The 18,808-nt window shown below is 43.6% G+C and carries 14 protein-coding genes and 1 other annotated feature; of the genes, 13 read left to right on the plus strand and 1 reads right to left on the minus strand.

The genetic code is table 11. From position 1 onward, the window contains the following. Window positions 1-146: 146 nt before the first annotated feature. Complete coding sequence (locus LRR81_RS01425; RefSeq protein ID WP_231787516.1) at window positions 147-1,349, minus strand: hypothetical protein; 1,203 nt, start codon at window positions 1,347-1,349, stop codon at window positions 147-149. Window positions 1,350-1,842: 493 nt separating this feature from the next. On the opposite strand from LRR81_RS01425, the gene LRR81_RS01430 reads away from it, so the two are divergent. The 13 genes from LRR81_RS01430 to lonB all read left to right on the plus strand — a co-directional run bounded on the left by LRR81_RS01430 (window position 1,843) and on the right by lonB (window position 18,703). Continuing rightward, window positions 1,843-2,385, plus strand: coding sequence for a DUF4256 domain-containing protein (locus LRR81_RS01430; RefSeq protein WP_231787517.1), 543 nt, complete (start codon window positions 1,843-1,845; stop codon window positions 2,383-2,385). A 661-nt stretch (window positions 2,386-3,046) separates the two neighbouring features. After that, window positions 3,047-3,952 carry a branched-chain-amino-acid transaminase gene (ilvE, locus tag LRR81_RS01435; protein ID WP_231787518.1) on the plus strand — a complete coding sequence of 302 codons (906 nt, stop codon included), beginning with the start codon at window positions 3,047-3,049 and terminating at the stop codon, window positions 3,950-3,952. A 23-nt stretch (window positions 3,953-3,975) separates the two neighbouring features. After that, window positions 3,976-4,228: a binding site (T-box leader), on the plus strand. Window positions 4,229-4,317: 89 nt separating this feature from the next. Beyond that, the gene (ilvB, locus tag LRR81_RS01440; RefSeq protein ID WP_231787519.1) at window positions 4,318-6,042 is read left to right on the plus strand and encodes an acetolactate synthase large subunit; all 1,725 of its coding nucleotides are present in this window, start codon (window positions 4,318-4,320) and stop codon (window positions 6,040-6,042) included. Beyond that, a complete protein-coding gene (ilvN, locus tag LRR81_RS01445; RefSeq protein ID WP_231787520.1) occupies window positions 6,039-6,554 on the plus strand; it encodes an acetolactate synthase small subunit in 516 nt (171 codons plus the stop codon). The genes ilvB and ilvN overlap by 4 nt, the downstream gene beginning before the upstream one ends. A gap of 51 nt (window positions 6,555-6,605) precedes the next feature. After that, window positions 6,606-7,631 (plus strand): ketol-acid reductoisomerase, encoded by a 1,026-nt coding sequence (gene ilvC / locus LRR81_RS01450; protein WP_231787521.1) that lies wholly within the window; start codon window positions 6,606-6,608, stop codon window positions 7,629-7,631. Next, window positions 7,618-9,162: a 2-isopropylmalate synthase gene (locus LRR81_RS01455; protein ID WP_231787522.1), complete on the plus strand. Its 1,545-nt coding sequence runs from the start codon at window positions 7,618-7,620 to the stop codon at window positions 9,160-9,162. Before ilvC ends, LRR81_RS01455 begins: the two co-directional genes overlap by 14 nt. A gap of 25 nt (window positions 9,163-9,187) precedes the next feature. After that, window positions 9,188-10,300 (plus strand): 3-isopropylmalate dehydrogenase, encoded by a 1,113-nt coding sequence (gene leuB, locus LRR81_RS01460; protein WP_231787523.1) that lies wholly within the window; start codon window positions 9,188-9,190, stop codon window positions 10,298-10,300. A gap of 30 nt (window positions 10,301-10,330) precedes the next feature. Then, a complete protein-coding gene (gene leuC / locus LRR81_RS01465) occupies window positions 10,331-11,767 on the plus strand; it encodes a 3-isopropylmalate dehydratase large subunit (RefSeq protein WP_231787524.1) in 1,437 nt (478 codons plus the stop codon). Continuing rightward, entirely contained in the window at window positions 11,745-12,338 is a 594-nt protein-coding gene (gene leuD / locus LRR81_RS01470; RefSeq protein ID WP_231787525.1) for a 3-isopropylmalate dehydratase small subunit, read from the plus strand. The genes leuC and leuD overlap by 23 nt, the downstream gene beginning before the upstream one ends. A gap of 77 nt (window positions 12,339-12,415) precedes the next feature. Next, on the plus strand, window positions 12,416-13,441 hold the full coding sequence (locus LRR81_RS01475; protein WP_231787526.1) for a tetratricopeptide repeat protein: 1,026 nt from the start codon (window positions 12,416-12,418) through the stop codon (window positions 13,439-13,441). A gap of 209 nt (window positions 13,442-13,650) precedes the next feature. Next, complete coding sequence (tig, locus tag LRR81_RS01480) at window positions 13,651-14,925, plus strand: trigger factor (protein WP_231787527.1); 1,275 nt, start codon at window positions 13,651-13,653, stop codon at window positions 14,923-14,925. A gap of 423 nt (window positions 14,926-15,348) precedes the next feature. Further along, on the plus strand, window positions 15,349-16,614 hold the full coding sequence (gene clpX / locus LRR81_RS01485; RefSeq protein ID WP_231787528.1) for an ATP-dependent protease ATP-binding subunit ClpX: 1,266 nt from the start codon (window positions 15,349-15,351) through the stop codon (window positions 16,612-16,614). A gap of 418 nt (window positions 16,615-17,032) precedes the next feature. Beyond that, window positions 17,033-18,703: an ATP-dependent protease LonB gene (gene lonB, locus LRR81_RS01490; RefSeq protein WP_231787529.1), complete on the plus strand. Its 1,671-nt coding sequence runs from the start codon at window positions 17,033-17,035 to the stop codon at window positions 18,701-18,703. Window positions 18,704-18,808 lie beyond the last annotated feature (105 nt).

The following is an 18,808-nucleotide window of genomic DNA, read 5'->3' on the forward strand; positions in this document are numbered from 1 at the left end:
TTTTTTTATTAAAGGGAACGAATGTTTATACTAAGATTATTGGTTATTTTTATCTCCTTATAAAGTAAAAAAAAGAAAACCTTGGATAATAAGGTTTCTCAAACATTAAGTTTAAAATATATAGACTTTTCTATTATATAAATCTACTAATATGTCAATTCGAATTGTATTTTTAGATCTTCAAGTACAAATTCTGGTGAATCGGCATAAATTGCCATCTTAATCATTTCAATGATTAATTCATCATCTAATAATAAAATTAAAATATTCCCTTCTTCATATGCTCTTTTTCTAGCCTCTAATAATTTCTTGCTAGGTTTTTTCCGAAGAAAAAGCAATCCAAATCTGCCTATTGTTGGTTTAGAAAGATATATTCTTAACTGGTTTAATTGATCTTTCCCTACATCAGTTGAATAATTTTTAAATTCACAGATAATGTGCCTACTTTTGAATTCGTTACGAACCATTTCCCAGAAACCAGAGTGCTTATTATTAGGAAGAACACCATCACGTCTAGAATCACCAGATTCTGTCCTAGATTGTTCTTTTACCTCTGAAAACGGAGGAACAAATAAAAAGTTTAGTATCTTTATACAGATATCTTCATAATTTTTCCAGTTCTTTTCCCCCGTTTTACAATTGTTAAGTTCACTTATTAACTTTTTTCCTCGTGATAATCTATCTAGCTGATTGAAGTAGTGAGGAGTCATAGAATTTAACATCTGATTTAAAGTATTATCTACTGTCTTAAAATACTCTAAATGTGTATCAATGCTTTTATTTGAAATAAGGTCATCTACAGTTTCCAATTCTATTAAAAAGGTAGCATGAGGAAGTATTTCCGGAAGCATGTTTTGTATATTTAATCTGTTAGAATTTAAGAAATCTATGTATACCTCTAAACTAGATTTTGCTTCATTCAGCATATCAACATAATCTGGATTAGTTTCCAAATCCTCATATGTTAAATCAATAGATAAAGCAGAAGTTTGTTGTTTATTTAAACCGATTAAGATTGTAAGGGAATAGACTAAATTTGCATATTTACCGTACTTGTCCTCCAAAATATTTCCAAAGGTATCGTTTTTAAAGTAATATTTAATATTATTTGTTAGGGAGGAATCATGAGTATGATTTTTAATAGAGTCTAAAAAATCCCTTTCATCATATTTTATTTTTAAAACTTTAAACAAGTATTCTATACCTTCTATATACTCAGACATTACTTGGATGACTTGTGTTTTTTCTTCCTCATCCTCAATATAGGGTTTCCATAAAGCTTTTGATAGATAAACAGAGGTATATATTCCTAATTGAACACATTTTTTAATTATAGTTTCATTATACAATTTAATCCCCTTTCATTACTTTTGTTTAAAGTCAATTTAAGTATATTAGCTTATTACTGGTAAGTCTATCCATTACTCTGAGGGTAATTAATATGGTTTATTTACAATTTTAATGATTTATATATGTAACTGATTACTCTAAAACTATATTGAAACTATCCATCTAAACATATATAATTAAAAGGAGATGTCGGTCTAAGTTCGATAAATGACCGTTATACTTGAACTTAAACAAACAGCGATATAACCAGTAGCTCAGCCGGATAGAGCATACGCCTTCTAAGCGTACGGTCGGGAGTTCGAATCTCTCCTGGGACGCCAACTTTATACATAATAGCCTAAAGATGGGCTTTACGAGATAAGGAATGCAGTCACATGTGAAAACATCGTGAAAGCATTCCTTTTTTTATTGCAGAAATTCATTGTCCTGGGATAATAATATTTAAGAAAAAGTTTTGAAGAAAAGACAAGGATTAAACTAAGGAGGACGAAAATGACAGCAGAGCATACTCAATTACTGGCATTATTAAAAGGCCGCTTCGAAAAAAATATGAGCCGCCATGAAGGGCTGCAGTGGGAAGAGATCCAGTCAAAACTTGAAAATGATCCAGAAAAAGTAAAAACACTATTTGAGATGGAAAGAACCGGCGGCGAACCGGACGTCATTGATTACGATGAAAAGACAGGCGAATACATTTTCTGCGATTGTTCACCAGAAAGCCCCAAAGGCCGCAGAAGTGTCTGCTATGACCTAGAAGCACTGGAGTCTAGGAAAAAACATAAGCCAGAAAACAGCGCTGTTGAGATGGCATCTGCCATCGGCATCGAACTCCTAACGGAAGAACAATACCGCGAACTGCAGAAGCTGGGGAATTTCGACTTGAAAACATCGAGCTGGGTTAAGACACCTGACAGGATCAGACAAAAAGGCGGCGCCCTATTCTGCGACCGCCGCTATGACACGGTCTTCGTATATCATAACGGAGCAGATTCCTATTATGCAGCCAGAGGATTCCGCGGGTCATTCAGGGTTTAACTATGGGGCACTGGAATTAAAATTTGTTCTTAAAACGCTTGCTAAAAGCCAGCTCAGAATGTCATAACAGGAACCGTTATTGTTATAAACATAACGGTTTTTTGTGTTTTATAGACAGAGTTTAGGATCCATATTAATTTTGCACACCTGTAGATTGGAGTGGCAGGCGGGAGACTCCTGCGGGAGTGCAAGTGACGGGAGACCCCGCAGGAGCGAAGCGACGAGGAGGCTCCCGCACTGCCCGCGGAAAGCGGACGCCTGCAACGGAAATCAACAGCCAATTTTAAAAGCTGCTTTTAAAGATATTTTCATTGAACTGCACCACAAATCCCAAAAGCTAAACTCAATAGACCTATTCTTGAAAAGGCTTTCAATACACCTCTGAAAAAACCTTGTGAGAAAAAATACAAAAAAAATTGAAAAAAGGCTTTTCCCATGATAGCGCTGATGTAAGCGGATACAAATTATTTAATTAATCTAAATTATCTGCCAATTCGGAAAAAGGGTGTTGACGCCTGTTCTGAAAGGGCGTAATATAGCCTCAAACCTTAGTTACATGAGATTGTAACTGATTGATACTCATCCATTTCGATGGATTTTTTTTACACAAATTTATTTATCAAACTAAAGCGGTTTTACTTTAAAGGAAAGGTGTGCTCCTATGAGTGATCAATGGATCTTTCTCAACGATGAATTTGTCAGGAAGGAAGATGCCAAGATTTCCGTCTATGATCACGGTTTTTTATACGGCGATGGAATCTTTGAAGGTATCAGGGTATACAACGGGAACATCTTCCGGATGAAGGAGCATATGGACCGGCTGTATCAATCAGCTAAATCCATTCTTCTCAATATGCCTTATGATCAGGAAGAATTGACAGAATTAGTTATCAAATCAGTTGAAAAAAATGGACTCAAGGATGCTTATATCAGGCTCGTTGTGAGCAGGGGCCCTGGAGATCTCGGGCTGGATCCATACAAATGCCACAAAGCCAATACGGTCATCATTGTTGAACCGCTCGCCATCTTTCCTAAGCACCTCTATGAAACTGGAATTGATATCGTAACGGTTCCAACAAGAAGAAACAGACCGGATGTACTCAGTCCAAAAGTGAAATCATTAAATTACCTGAACAACGTTCTGGTAAAAATAGAAGCACATCTCGCGAATGTCACCGAGGCACTGATGCTGAACGATCAGGGTTATGTTGCAGAGGGTTCTGCAGATAATGTGTTTATTTACAAAAATGGCCGGCTGCTGACACCGCCGGGATATATCGGTGCCCTTGAAGGCATTACGCGAAATGCCATTTTAGAAATTGCAAAAGAGCTTGGTTATGATGTCGCAGAAGAGCCGTTCACCCGCCATGATGTATACACGGCAGATGAGGTCTTTCTCACAGGAACAGCTGCAGAAGTGATAGCGGTTGTAAAGGTTGACGGAAGAGTGATTGGTGATGGAACACCTGGAGAGCATACAAACCGAATGCTTGAATCCTTCAGGGAAAGAGTTATTGCTGAAGGCGTGAAAGTAAACATCCCTGAAGACAGCCTTAATGCCGGCTGATTAACGGGAATGCCATCATAATGTGAAAAGCTTAGATGAGGATAATTAGCTGTCTGACATGCTTCCACAGAGAGCCGGGGTTGCTGGAATCCGGTGCTGCATCAGTCAGTGAACTCGCCTCAGAGCTGCCTGCCTGAACAACAGTAGGGTATGGCCGGGTGCACGCACTTTTAGCACCTGTTATCAAAACGAACATGCTCACATGTTCAAGAGATGGCCATATGGCCATGAAAAAGGGTGGTACCGCGTGGAGATAACAGCCTCCTCGCCCCTTTGATCCGCTAGACAATACGGCCGGGTCTGCCAGGGGTTGAGGAGGTTTTTATATGCAAAAAATTCCTGAGAGGAAAAGAGGAGGACTGTAAATGAGTTTGAACGTACAATTGGATGATTCGGCTGCCAAGTGTACATCTGTCAGAATGACCGGCGGAAACATGCTGGTCGAAGCGCTCAGAAGGGAAAAGGTAGAGGCGGTTTTCGGTTATCCCGGAGGAGCTGTTTTGCCGCTGTATGACAAGCTTTATGATTCAGGGCTCAACCATATTCTCACCCGGCATGAACAGGGAGCGATCCATGCTGCAGAAGGATATGCAAGAATTTCAGGGAAACCGGGCGTAGTAATCGCCACTTCAGGGCCTGGAGCAACAAACCTTGTCACAGGGCTTGCAGATGCCATGATCGACTCACTTCCTCTTGTTGTCTTTACAGGACAGGTTGCCACAACGGTTATCGGGACGGATGCCTTTCAGGAAGCAGATGTACTGGGGATCACGATGCCAGTCACAAAGCACAATGTTCAGGCAAGAAACGTGGAAGAGCTGCCGCAGCTCATTAAGGAAGCCTTTCATATTGCCACAACAGGGCGGCCGGGACCGGTCCTGATTGATATTCCGAAAGACATTGCCGTATCGGAAGGAGAGTTTAACTACGATCTTCCGCTGGATCTCCCGGGCTATCAGCCGAACACGGCTCCAAACCATCTCCAGATCAGAAAGCTGGTCGAAGCAGTGAGCAGAGCGAAAAAGCCGGTTATTCTGGCTGGAGCAGGAGTTTTGCACGCTAATGCGTCTGAATATTTAAAAAAATATGCAGAACAGCAGGAAATTCCTGTAGCCCATACGCTTCTCGGTCTTGGAGGATTTCCGGGAGACCATCCTCTCTTTTTAGGGATGGCAGGAATGCATGGCACATATGCCGCAAACATGGCGATTTATGAATGTGATCTGCTTATCAATATTGGAGCAAGATTTGATGACAGGCTCACTGGAAACCTGGACGATTTTGCCAAGTATGCAACTGTCGCTCACATTGACATTGATCCTGCTGAGATTGGAAAGAATGTACCGACAAAAATTCCTGTAGTAGGAGATGCGAAGAAGGTGCTCATGCAGCTCTTACATGAGGACGGCAAAAAAGCTGACGGAAAAGAATGGCTGAAAAAACAGGAGGAAACAAAAGCGAAGTATCCTCTCTGGTATAACCAGTCAGATGATATCATCAAACCGCAGCAGCTGATTCAAATGATTTTTCAGGCTACACAGGGAGACGCAATTGTTACAACAGATGTAGGTCAGCACCAAATGTGGGCAGCACAGTTTTATTCTTTCCAGAAGCCTGACAGCTGGGTAACCTCCGGCGGGCTTGGCACAATGGGATTCGGCCTTCCTTCTGCAATCGGCGCCCAGCTTGCAGATCCAAAAAGGCAGGTTGTGGCAGTAGTCGGGGACGGGGGCTTCCAAATGACCCTGCAGGAGCTTTCCGTTATTTATGAACTGAACCTTCCGATCAAAATTGTGGTTCTGAACAATCAATCCCTCGGCATGGTCAGGCAGTGGCAGGAAATTTTCTATGAGGAACGCTATTCCCATTCAAAATTTGTTTCACAGCCGCATTTTGAAAAACTGGCTGAAGCATACGGCATTAAGGGGTTAACGATTTCCAGTCTTCCTGAAGCAAACGAAAAATTGGAATCAGCTCTTACATCACCTGAGCCGATGCTGATCAATGTGCTCGTTGAGCCGGAAGAAAACGTGTATCCAATGATCGCACCAGGCAAAGGAATTCATCAAATGGCAGGGATCAAACCATGAAGCGCATTCTAACGGTGACCGTTTTAAACAGGCCTGGCGTACTGAACAGAATTACAGGCCTTTTCACAAAAAGACTTTACAACATTGAAAGCATCTCTGTCGGCCATTCGGAAACAGAGGGGGTATCACGGATTACCTTTGTTGTGAATGTACAGGAAGAAAAAGAGGTAGAACAGCTCACCAAGCAGCTTAACAAACAGATTCATGTCCTGAAAGTAACGGATATGACCAACCAATCTGTTGTGGCAAGAGAGCTTGCACTCATAAAAGTAGCATCAGCACCCCAGACAAGAACAGAGCTGAACGGCATTATTGATCCATTCAGAGCCACGATCATAGATGTTGGCGCAGAAAGCGTCGTTGTCCAGGTAACAGGCGAAAGCGAGAAAGTGGAAGCAATGATTGAGCTTCTCAGACCATACGGCATAAAAGAAATTGCCAGAACAGGAACCACAGCATTTGCAAGAAGCGGAAAAAGAGCGGCACAGCCAAAAACATCTTTTATTGTTTAATCCCAATGCTTTCGAAAAAACCAATACTAGAGGAAAAAGGGAGAGATCAGAATGGCAAAAGTTTATTATAACGGTGATGTAAATGAACAGGCATTAAACGGAAAAAAAGTAGCAGTAATCGGGTACGGTTCACAGGGTCATGCCCATGCACTGAACTTGAAAGAAAGCGGTGCTGATGTCACGGTTGGCGTCAGAAAAGGAAAATCCTTTGATCAGGCAGAAAAAGACGGGCACATTGTTCAAACAGTCCGAGAAGCAGCGGAAAGTGCTGACATTGTAATGGTGCTCCTTCCGGATGAACAGCAGAAAAAGGTTTACGAAGAAGAAATCAAAGATGCTTTGGAACCAGGCAATGCGCTTGTTTTCGCCCACGGCTTCAACATCCATTTTTCTCAGATCGAGCCGCCGGAATTTGTTGATGTGTTTCTTGTAGCGCCAAAAGGGCCCGGACATCTTGTCAGAAGAACCTACACAGAAGGCGCTGGAGTACCGGCATTGATCGCAGTCGAACAGGATGTAACAGGGAATGCAAAAGCGACCGCTCTTGCTTATGCCAAAGGCATTGGCGCAACCAGAGCCGGAGTTTTGGAAACAACCTTCCAGGAGGAAACAGAATCAGACCTCTTTGGAGAGCAGGCAGTGCTTTGCGGAGGGCTGACATCGCTTGTAAAAGCCGGATTTGAAACACTTGTTGAAGCAGGGTATCAGCCGGAAGTTGCTTACTTTGAATGTTTGCACGAATTAAAGCTTATTGTTGATCTGATGTATGAAGGGGGCCTTGAAACGATGCGCTATTCTATTTCCGACACAGCGCAGTGGGGTGATTTTGTATCAGGTCCAAGAGTTGTCGGGGAGGATGTCAAGGCATCAATGAAACAGGTGCTGGAGGAAATTCAAAACGGGAAGTTTGCGAAGGAATGGATTGCGGAAAACCAAGCGAACCGCCCGCAGTTCAAGGCAATCAACAAGCGCGAAAATGCTCATCAGTTAGAAACAGTCGGCAGGGAGCTAAGAAAAATGATGCCATTTGTGAAGCCAAAACAGAAAGAGGCGGTGGTCTCTGGTGCGGAAAATTAATTTTTTTGACACAACCTTGCGTGACGGAGAACAATCCGCAGGCGTAAATTTAAACTCTCAGGAAAAAATGGAAATTGCAAAACAGCTGGAAAAATTGGGAGTGGATGTGATGGAAGCTGGTTTTCCAGCCTCCTCCTCCCTTGACTTTCAATCTGTTAAAAATATAGCCAAAGAAATCAGAGGCTGCTCTGTCACAGGGCTTGCAAGAAGTGTGAAGGGGGATATTGATGCGGCATGGGAAGCATTGAAGGACGGCGAAGAGCCACGGCTTCATGTTTTTATTGCCACTTCGCCGATTCACCGTTTACACAAGCTGAAAAAAACACCTGAACAAGTGATTCAAACAGCTGTCGATTCTGTTAAATATGCAGCGAAAACCTTTCCTTTTATTCAATGGTCAGCAGAGGATGCCTGCAGAACTGAGCTTCCTTTCCTTGCTGAAATAGTAGGGGAGGTTATCAAGGCGGGAGCGAAGGTGATTAATCTCCCGGATACTGTCGGCTATAATCATCCAAAAGAATACGGGGAGATTTTCCGTTATATCAGAGAAAACGTTCCTGGAGCTGAAAATGTGATTTTGTCCGCACATTGCCACGATGATCTTGGCATGGCCACATCCAATTCTCTGGCAGCGATCGAGAACGGTGCCGGTCAAATTGAAGGCACCATCAATGGGATTGGCGAAAGAGCCGGCAATGCGGCACTTGAGGAAATAGCTGTCGCGCTCCATACCCGCTCTGACTTCTATAATGCCCGTTCCGGCTTGCAGCTGAATGAAATTAAGAAAACAAGTGAAATGGTGAGCAAGCTAACCGGCATGGTGATTCCAGGAAATAAGGCAGTTGTCGGCAATAATGCGTTTGCCCATGAATCTGGCATCCATCAGGATGGTGTATTGAAGGAAAAAACCACCTATGAAATTATAACACCTGAGCTTGTCGGGGTTGCTTCCAACTCTCTTGTGCTCGGAAAGCACTCCGGAAAGCATGCTTTCAAAAATAAATTAGAATCGCTTGGCTATCTTTTAACAGAAGATGAACTCATCAAAAGCTTCCAATCTTTTAAAAACCTTTCTGAAAAGAAAAAGGAATTTACGGACGAAGATTTAACAGCCATTGTTATGGAAGAAAAGCTTTCAAATGGTGAAGCTGCTTATGACCTTCAGTCCATCCAGGTTCAATATGGAACGAATAACATTACAACAGCAACGGTCAGCATGCTTGATCAAAATAAAAATCTGCTGAACGAAGCAGCAACTGGAGCAGGAAGTGTAGAAGCGATCTACAATACGCTTGAACGCTGCATTGGAGAAGAAATTCATTTAAAAGACTATCGCATACAATCAAACCGGAGCGGAAGAGACGCCTTTGCACAGGTATATGTGAAAATCGATTTTCAAGGAAAGGAAGCAAATGGCAGAGGCCTTGCACAGGACGTGCTGGAGGCTTCAGCGAAAGCCTATGTCAATGCGGTAAACAGGGTGCTTCTATTAAAACAGGAGCAGAAGGAGAAAACCGAAGTGTCAATTTAACTAGACTTGAAATGGGGGATGGAAGATGAAAAAAACGATTGCGATGCTGCCTGGTGATGGAATCGGCAAAGAGGTTATGGATGGAGCAAAGGAAATTTTAAAGGCAATCGGCGAACAGTTTCATCACACCTTTACGTTTCAATATGGAAAAATTGGCGGGGAAGCACTGGACCATCAGAACGACCCGCTTCCTGAAGAAACACTTGCGCTTTGTAAAAACAGCGATGCTGTACTGCTTGGGGCAGTCGGCGGACCGAAATGGGAAAGCAATTCTCCAGAAAAGCGGCCTGAAAAGGGACTGCTCAGACTTCGGAAGGATATGAAACTTCATGCGAATATACGTCCTGTGAAGGCTTATGAGAGCCTTGCCGATCACAGTCCATTTAAGAAAGAATATGTTGAAAACGTTGATATGGTTATTGTCAGGGAACTGACAGGCGGCCTTTATTTCGGAAAACCAAGCGAACGCCAGCATGCGGGAGGCAAAGAGTCTGCTGTGGATACCTTATTCTACAGCAAGGAAGAAGTCGACCGCATTATCCGTACTGCTTTTGAGATGGCAAAAGGGAGGAAAATGAAAGTCACCTCTGTTGATAAAGCAAATGTGCTGGAATCCAGCCGGATGTGGCGTGAAACAGCGGAAGAAATTGCAAAGGAATACCCTGATATAGAGCTTGAGCATATGCTTGTCGACAACGCTGCCATGCAGCTGATTAAAAATCCGGCACGCTTTGATGTGATCGTGACGGAGAATATGTTTGGCGATATTTTGAGCGATGAAGCATCCGTATTAACAGGCTCACTCGGCATGCTGCCATCAGCAAGCCTTTCGGAAGAAGGCCTTCATCTATATGAGCCTGTTCATGGCTCAGCACCTGACATCGCAGGAAAAAATTTGGCCAATCCGCTTGCCATGATTTTATCAGCTGCCATGATGCTGAGACAGTCATTTGGCATGGAGGCGGAAGCAGAAGCTGTGGAAAATGCCGTCAAGCGGGTGCTGGATGGCGGAAAACTGACGCCCGATCTTGCAGTAAAAGGAAAAACCATACTATCCACCGTTGAAATGGTAGAAGAAGTGAAAGCTGTTCTTGCAGAAGAAGATGCGATTTTGTCCATTATGGAAGCTTACGCGTAAAGAAACTATTTTATGAAAGGGGAGAGAAGCATGAGACCGCGCACTATGGCAGAAAAAATTTGGGATCAGCATGTGGTTCATCAAAAAGAGGGCATGCCGGACCTCTTGTATATTGATTTGCAGCTGATCCATGAAGTCACCTCCCCTCAAGCATTTGAGGGTCTCCGGCTGAACAATAGGGCAGTCAGGCGTCCCGATCTTACATTTGCCACAATGGATCATAACATTCCAACCATACATCCGCACATCATTAAAGATGAAATTGCCAAAAAGCAGGTTACAACACTTGAAAAGAACTGCTCGGAATTTGGAGTGCCGCTTGCAGGGCTTGACAGCGAGGATCAGGGCATCGTTCACATTATCGGCCCTGAGCTCGGGCTGACGCTGCCTGGCAAAACCATCGTTTGCGGCGACAGCCACACGTCAACACATGGAGCATTCGGCGCCCTTGCATTTGGCATCGGCACAAGTGAAGTGGAGCACGTGCTGGCCACGCAGACGCTGTGGCAGCAAAGACCGAAAACACTTGAAATCCGCATTGATGGAAAGCTCCAAAAAGGGGTTAAGGCAAAGGATGTAATTTTATATATTATCGGAAAATACGGCATCAAGTTTGGAACAGGCCATGTCATCGAATACAAGGGCGAAGTGATCCGGAATATGTCGATGGATGAAAGAATGACCGTGTGCAACATGTCCATTGAAGCAGGCGCAAAGGCTGGGATGATCGCTCCTGATGAAACAACCTATTCTTATATTAAAGGAAGAAAATATGCTCCAAAGGGCGAAGAATTTGAAAAAGCCTGCCGGGAGTGGGATGAATTAAAAAGTGATGAAGATGCTGTTTACTCCAAATCTTTCAGCATTAGCGGAGAAGAGATCGCACCGATGGTAACTTGGGGAACAAACCCGGGGATGGCCGTTTCGGTGGATGCCACTGTCCCCTCACCAGACATGTTTTCCACAGAGGAAGAAAAGCGGGAAGCAGGCAGCGCGTACCGCTATATGAATCTCTCACCTGGGGAAAAAATGGAGGACATTAAGGTGCAGCATGTGTTCATTGGATCCTGCACAAATGCAAGACTCGATGACTTGCGGGAAGCAGCTGAATTCATCCAGGGCAGGCATGTAGCAGACGGAGTGCGGGCCATTGTTGTACCAGGTTCGCAATCTGTGAAAAGAAAAGCAGAAGAAGAAGGCCTTCATGACATTTTTCTTAAGGCAGGATTTGAATGGAGGCATTCCGGATGCAGCATGTGCCTGAGCATGAATGACGATTTTGTACCGGAAGGCGAACGCTGCGCCTCCACCTCCAACAGAAATTTCGAAGGCAGGCAGGGAAGAGGTGCCAGAACCCATTTGGTCAGCCCTGTAATGGCAGCCGCTGCAGCTGTTTACGGAAGATTTGCGGATATCAGGAAAACCGAAGGAGGGAGAGAGCAGTTTGAAACCTTTTCAAATTCATGAAGGAAAAGCCGCTGTAATGGACAGGGACAATGTGGACACAGACCAAATCATTCCGAAGCAGTTTTTAAAGCGGATTGAAAAAACAGGTTACGGCCGATTTGCCTTTTATGACTGGCGCTTCGGGCCAAATAATGAGCCCAATCCTGACTTTGAACTGAATCAGGAAGCCTATAAAGGGGCAAGCATTCTGCTCGCTGGAGAAAACTTCGGATGCGGATCCTCAAGGGAGCATGCACCTTGGGCGCTGTCTGATTACGGCTTTAGAGTGATTATCGCTGCCTCCTTTGCGGATATTTTTTATCAAAACTGCCTGAAAAACGGAATGCTTCCCATTCAGGTAACAAGAGAAAGACTGCATTATTTAATGAAGGAATCAGAAGGAAAGGAAAAGTTTTTAACAGTGAATTTGGTTGATCAGACGATTTGGGATGCAGGCGGGCTGATCAGTTCCTTTGAGATTGACCCGCATTGGAAGGATATGCTCTTAAATGGAAGAGACGAAATTGCCTACACACTGTTATTTGAAGAATGCATTACAGCATATGAAGGAAAGAGAAAAGCATGGGCCTAAACCGGCCCATGCTTGTTTTCCGTTTAGCCGATTGGTAAACTTGAAGTCAAATATCTCTTTGGAGCTGGTCGACCGTCATGAAGAATGACAAGCACTCAAAAATTATCCCTTTTCCGAATTTAAAAGAGCGCCTCATAGATAAAGGGATGGAGGCGCTGAAAAACAAACACTACCAGGAGGCACTTGAACTGTTTTCAGAAGCCAAGCATATGGACGAGGACAAGGCGGAAATTCACCTCGGCATAGCGCTGTGCCTGATGGAAATGGGCGAGCTTCAGGAAGCCAAAAGGGTCTGCAAGCAAATGCTGAATGAAGATATCGGCCATTATTTTACCGTTCTTCAAGTCTATTTGACGATTCTCATTCAATTGAAGGAATACGAAGAAGTCCAGTTGACGATTGAGGCAGTGCTTCAGGAAAACCAGGTGCCGGCAGAAAACGCCGAGCAATTTTATAAGCTTCTGGAATTCAGCCGGAAGATGAATGAGTCGAACGGCGAAGATATTGAACTTGAAGAAGAAGTCCCGGAGCTTGAAAATTGGATGAATACCAGCCTTTTTATGGAAGATCCCAATCAGCAGATGCAATATATCCAATCGCTGAAAGACCGGAACCTAGCAAAGCATATGAAGACCATCAAAACACTTTTGGAGGAACCGGAAGTTCATCCAGTCATCAAAACGATGGCACTGCAGCTTTTAATGGAAAATGAGTATGACAAGAAAGTGACCATCACCAAATTCGGTGAAACCCTTTCTCCTGTTCCCTCAAAGCTCAGTGATTTGTCAGATATGCCTTTTGCCAAAAAAGTCCTGAATCTGCTGGACGATGTGCTTGGAAGCGAAAACCCCACATTGTTTGAAGCAGTGAAAGAGCTGTGGATTCGTCATTTATATGTGCTTTTTCCGCTTGTGCCAACACCTCCTGACGCGGCAATTTGGGCTGCAGCACTCCACTCAACTGGATATGGCATGCATGGCATCACACTTGGCACTGGAGAAATTGAAGCACTGTATGAAGTATCGGAATATGGTGTCAGAGAAGCGTCCAGAAAGCTGCTGGAAGTCGAAGAGCTCTCATATTTTTATGAAAGAGAGCAGTAAAGAATAAGCGCAAGCCTTGCCGGAATAAGAAAAAATGGCGGATAGGTTGAAAGAAAAACATTGTATGTTATAATGAAATGGTTTCATATTAGGCTGGAAGTTTATTGTCCGCTTTTACATAAGCAAATCCCTTTTAGGCAATTGGTTAAAAGGAATTTGATACTGAAGGACATTACTACATATTTTATAGATTTTTGGAGGGAATTTTCATGACTGCAAAATGGGAAAAATTAGAAGGTAACCAGGGCAAACTGACAGTAGAAGTTGATTCTGCTGTATTTGAGACAGCTCTAGACGAAGCTTTCAAAAAGGTAGTAAAACAAGTATCCATTCCTGGATTCCGCAAAGGAAAGGTTCCGCGCAGCCTTTTCGAACAGCGCTTTGGCGTAGAATCTTTATACCAGGATGCTGTTGACATTGTTCTTCAGCAGGAATATCCAAAAGCAATCGATGAAGCAGGCATTGAGCCGATCGACCGTCCTGAAATCGACATCGATCAAATCGAAAGAGGCCAGAACCTGATCTTTACTGCGAAGGTAGAAGTGAAGCCAGAAGTTAAACTTGGCGATTACAAAGGCCTTGGCGTAGAAAAAGAAAGTGCGGAAGTAACAGATGAAGATATCGACAGCGAACTGAAAACTCTTCAGGAAAGAAACGCTGAGCTTGTCGTAAAAGAAGACGGCAAAGTAGAAAATGGAGATTCAGTTGTTCTTGACTTTGAAGGCTTCGTAGACGGTGAAGCATTCGAAGGCGGACAAGCAGAAAACTATTCTCTTGAAATCGGTTCTAACACATTCATTCCTGGCTTCGAAGAGCAGCTGGTTGGAGCAGAAACTGGTGCAGAGAAAGAAGTTGAAGTAACATTCCCTGAAGAATATCACGCTGAAGAGCTTGCTGGTAAAAAAGCGGTATTCAAAGTGAAAATCCATGAAATCAAAGCAAAAGAGCTTCCAGAGCTTGACGATGAATTCGCTAAAGATGTAAACGATGAAGTGGAAACTCTTGATGAGCTGAAAGCTAAAACAAGAGAACGCCTTGAAGAAAGCAAGAAAGCTGAAACTGAGAACCAGCTTCGCGACCAGCTTGTAGAAAAAGCAGCTGAAAATGCTGAAGTTGAGATTCCTCAAGCCATGATCAACTCTGAAGTTGACCGCATGATGAAAGAATTCGAACAGCGCCTGCAAATGCAGGGCATGAACCTTGAGCTTTACTTCCAGTTCTCCGGACAGGATGAAGAAGCTTTGAGACAGCAAATGAACGAAGATGCAGCAAAGCGCGTGAAATTCAACCTGACGCTTGAAGCGATCGCAGCTGCTGAAAATCTTGAAGCATCTGACGAAGAAGTAAACAGCGAGCTTTCTAAAATGGCTGAAATGTACAGCATGCCTGTTGAAAGCTTAACACAGGCTCTTGGGTCTACAGACGCTGTGAAAGAAGACCTGAAAATTCGCAAAGCAATTGATTTCCTTGTAGAAAACAATTAAGTTGTTGCATAATATAGTAGAGAGACAAGGCGCGAGATACTCGTGCCTTGTTTTATAAAATTTTTTCCGCATTGCAGCTCTTCCAGAGCGGAAAATATACATAATTTTCGCAGTACACATTCCCTTGTGCATATTCCCATAATCAGGAGCATAGAATGTGTAACTTATGACAAATAATGTTTTTTCTCTTTGGATTTGGGTAGTATAATTAAGAGCCATACATACAAGAAACTCCCGCATCATATAATTAACGTTCACAGTCTATATTATGGTAAAATGCAATACATACCTTCTTTTCAGCTGCTAACTAAGGCTTCTTATTAGCATCGCCCTTAAATGAGACAAAGAGAATCATTATAAGGAAAGAGTATATGCTTTTGATTGGGCTGCACGCTAGGAGATAAAGATATAAGGGGTGAAAACATGTTTAAATTTAATGACGAAAAAGGCCAGTTGAAATGTTCTTTCTGCGGAAAAACTCAGGATCAAGTCCGCAAATTGGTAGCAGGGCCTGGAGTTTATATATGCGATGAGTGCATCGAGCTTTGCACAGAAATCGTTGAAGAAGAGCTTGGAACAGAAGAAGAAGTAGAATTTAAAGATGTTCCGAAGCCGGCTGAGATCCGTGAAATCCTCGATGAATACGTCATTGGACAGGATCAGGCTAAGAAATCCCTTGCTGTAGCTGTTTATAACCACTATAAACGCATCAATTCCAACAGCAAGATTGATGAAGTAGAGCTTTCCAAGAGCAACATCTCAATGATCGGACCGACAGGAAGCGGGAAGACTTTGCTTGCTCAGACGCTTGCCCGCATTCTGAATGTTCCGTTTGCTATTGCTGATGCGACATCACTGACAGAGGCTGGCTATGTTGGGGAAGATGTAGAAAACATCCTTCTCAAATTGATCCAGGCAGCTGATTATGATGTGGAAAAAGCAGAAAAAGGGATTATTTATATCGATGAAATTGATAAAGTAGCCCGGAAATCTGAGAACCCTTCCATTACGCGTGATGTATCAGGCGAGGGTGTACAGCAGGCCCTTCTTAAGATACTGGAAGGAACAGTTGCAAGCGTTCCCCCTCAAGGAGGACGCAAGCATCCGCATCAGGAATTCATTCAAATTGATACAACCAATATTCTTTTCATCTGCGGCGGTGCATTTGATGGCATCGAGCAGATCATCAAGCGCCGTCTCGGCAAAAAAGTCATCGGCTTCGGTTCCGATAACAAACACGAAGAGCTTGATTCCAAAGCGCTTCTTTCAAAAGTCCTTCCTGAGGATCTTCTGAAATTCGGTCTGATTCCTGAATTTATCGGCCGTCTTCCGGTTATTGCAAGCCTTGAGCCGCTTGATGAAAATGCACTTGTGGAAATCTTAACAAAGCCGAAAAATGCGCTTGTTAAGCAATACCAAAAGATGCTTGATCTTGACGGAGTAGAGCTTGAATTTGAAAGTGACGCTCTTATAGAGATTGCCAAAAAAGCTATCGAGCGCAAAACAGGAGCGCGCGGTCTTCGCTCTATCATTGAAGGCATTATGCTTGATGTGATGTTTGAGCTTCCATCCCGCGAGGATATTGACAAATGTGTCATCACAGGCGACACGGTAGCAAACCAAACACCGCCTAAGCTTGTTATGAGTGATGGAACGATTGTTGAAAAAGATAAGAAAACTTCTGCTTAACTAGAAAAGCGGAAGCCGCTCGTTCAGCCCCGACAAGCGCTGGAGGAAAATCCCGAAAAGTCCGCACTTTGACTTTTTGTGATTTTCCGAAGCGACTCGAGGGGCTAGCGGCTGGAGCTGGACAATATAGAAAAGCGGAAGCCGCTCAGACTTTTCACAAGGGTTTCAGCACATACATCCATAAGTTAAGCTTGCATGGCTCAGCCATGCAGGCTTTTTTATTTTTCCTCTGCTGCTGTTTTTTCTTCCAATATTTAATTATCCAACCTCTTCCTGCTGTGTTTAATAGAACTCCCCCTAGGAGATACTAGCAGATACACAACAGCATCATTGCTGCGTGCTCATTTCATCTATATGCCTGATTTGAGCAAACCATAAAAAGCCTACATAGAGGATCACAGTAGCAGGAGGGACCATAATGAGTTGGACTGGAATCGCGCTTTTTGTGCAATTGTTTTTCGGGATTGTGATCGGCCTGTATTTTTGGAATTTGCTTAAAAATCAGCGCTCACAAAAAGTCTCAATTGATAGAGAATCAAAAAAGGAAATGGAACAGCTGCGGAAAATGAGATCCATTAAGCTTTCAGAGCCGCTTGCCGAAAGAGTGAGACCAAAAAGTTTTGCAGATATAGTCGGGCAGGAAGACGGCATTAAGGCGCTGAGGGCAGCACTTTGCGGGCCCAATCCCCAGCATGTGATCGTTTACGGACCGCCTGGAGTAGGGAAAACAGCTGCTGCACGGCTGGTTCTTGAGGAAGCAAAGAAAAATTTCAAGTCGCCTTTTCGAAAAGACGCTGTTTTTGTAGAACTTGATGCAACAACAGCCCGATTTGATGAAAGAGGAATCGCTGATCCTTTAATCGGCTCTGTGCACGACCCGATTTACCAGGGAGCAGGAGCTATGGGACAGGCAGGCATTCCGCAGCCAAAGCAGGGGGCTGTCACACATGCACATGGCGGAGTGCTTTTCATTGATGAAATTGGTGAGCTTCATTCCATCCAGATGAATAAGCTGCTAAAGGTGCTTGAGGACCGGAAAGTGTTTTTGGAGAGTGCTTATTATAATGAAGAAAATACGATCATTCCCTCCCACATTCACGATATTTTTCAAAATGGCCTCCCGGCTGACTTTCGCTTAATCGGGGCCACAACAAGAACGCCGAATGAAATTCCGCCAGCCATCAGATCAAGATGTGTAGAGGTTTTTTTCAGAGAGCTTGAGCAGGAAGAGCTTTCTAGAGTGGCAGAAAAAGCAGTTGCGAAAATGAATATGACAGCAGGCAAGGCAAGTATTGAGCGCCTGACAAGCTATTGCCGGAACGGAAGAGAAGCTGTTAACATGATCCAGATTGCGGCCGGAATTGCCTTAACAGAGGAACGCAGTGAATTAACAGTAGAAGATATTGAGTGGGTTGTCCAGTCAAGCCAGCTGACACCGCGCTATGAAAGGAAAATTTCTCCTCTTCCTGCTGTCGGTCTTGTAAACGGACTTGCTGTTAATGGCCCGAATACAGGCTCACTGCTTGAGATCGAAGTTTCCGTAATTCCATCCAAAAACGGAACTGTTAACATTACCGGAATTGTGGAAGAAGAAAGCATTGGAGACAGAAGCAAGTCTATCCGGAGAAAAAGCATGGCAAAAGGATCTGTTGAAAATGTTATTACTGTTTTGCGGTCTATGGGAATTCATGCAGCTGATTTTGATATTCATGTGAATTTTCCAGGCGGCATTCCAGTTGACGGCCCATCAGCAGGCATTGCGATGGCATGCGGCATATTTTCAGCGATCCATAAGCTGCCGATTGACAACACTGTTGCCATGACTGGCGAAATCGGTATTCATGGCCATGTAAAGCCAATTGGAGGCGTTGTGCCGAAGATTAAAGCGGCAAAGCTTGCCGGTGCTAAAAAGGTCATTGTCCCGGCTGAAAATATGCAGAGCATTCTCTCAGATATTCCAGGCGTTACAATAATACCTGTTGAGCATCTGCAGGAGGTGTTTGATGCGGCATTGGTTGGGGCTCCAACAGAAAATGCGGGTCAGATTCTTCCGAAAGGAACCGTTTTTCCAAAGCAGGAATCGGTTTAACCCTAGAAATGGCTATGTTAAAGAAGAATGTTGATAGGCGGGAGACCTGCGAGAGCAGCGGGACAGGTGAGATTCTAAGCAGGCGCTATGGCACCGGGAAAGCTC

The sequence above is a fragment of the Metabacillus kandeliae genome (assembly GCF_021166585.1).
In the GTDB taxonomy this organism is placed as follows: domain Bacteria; phylum Bacillota; class Bacilli; order Bacillales; family Bacillaceae; genus Metabacillus_B; species Metabacillus_B kandeliae.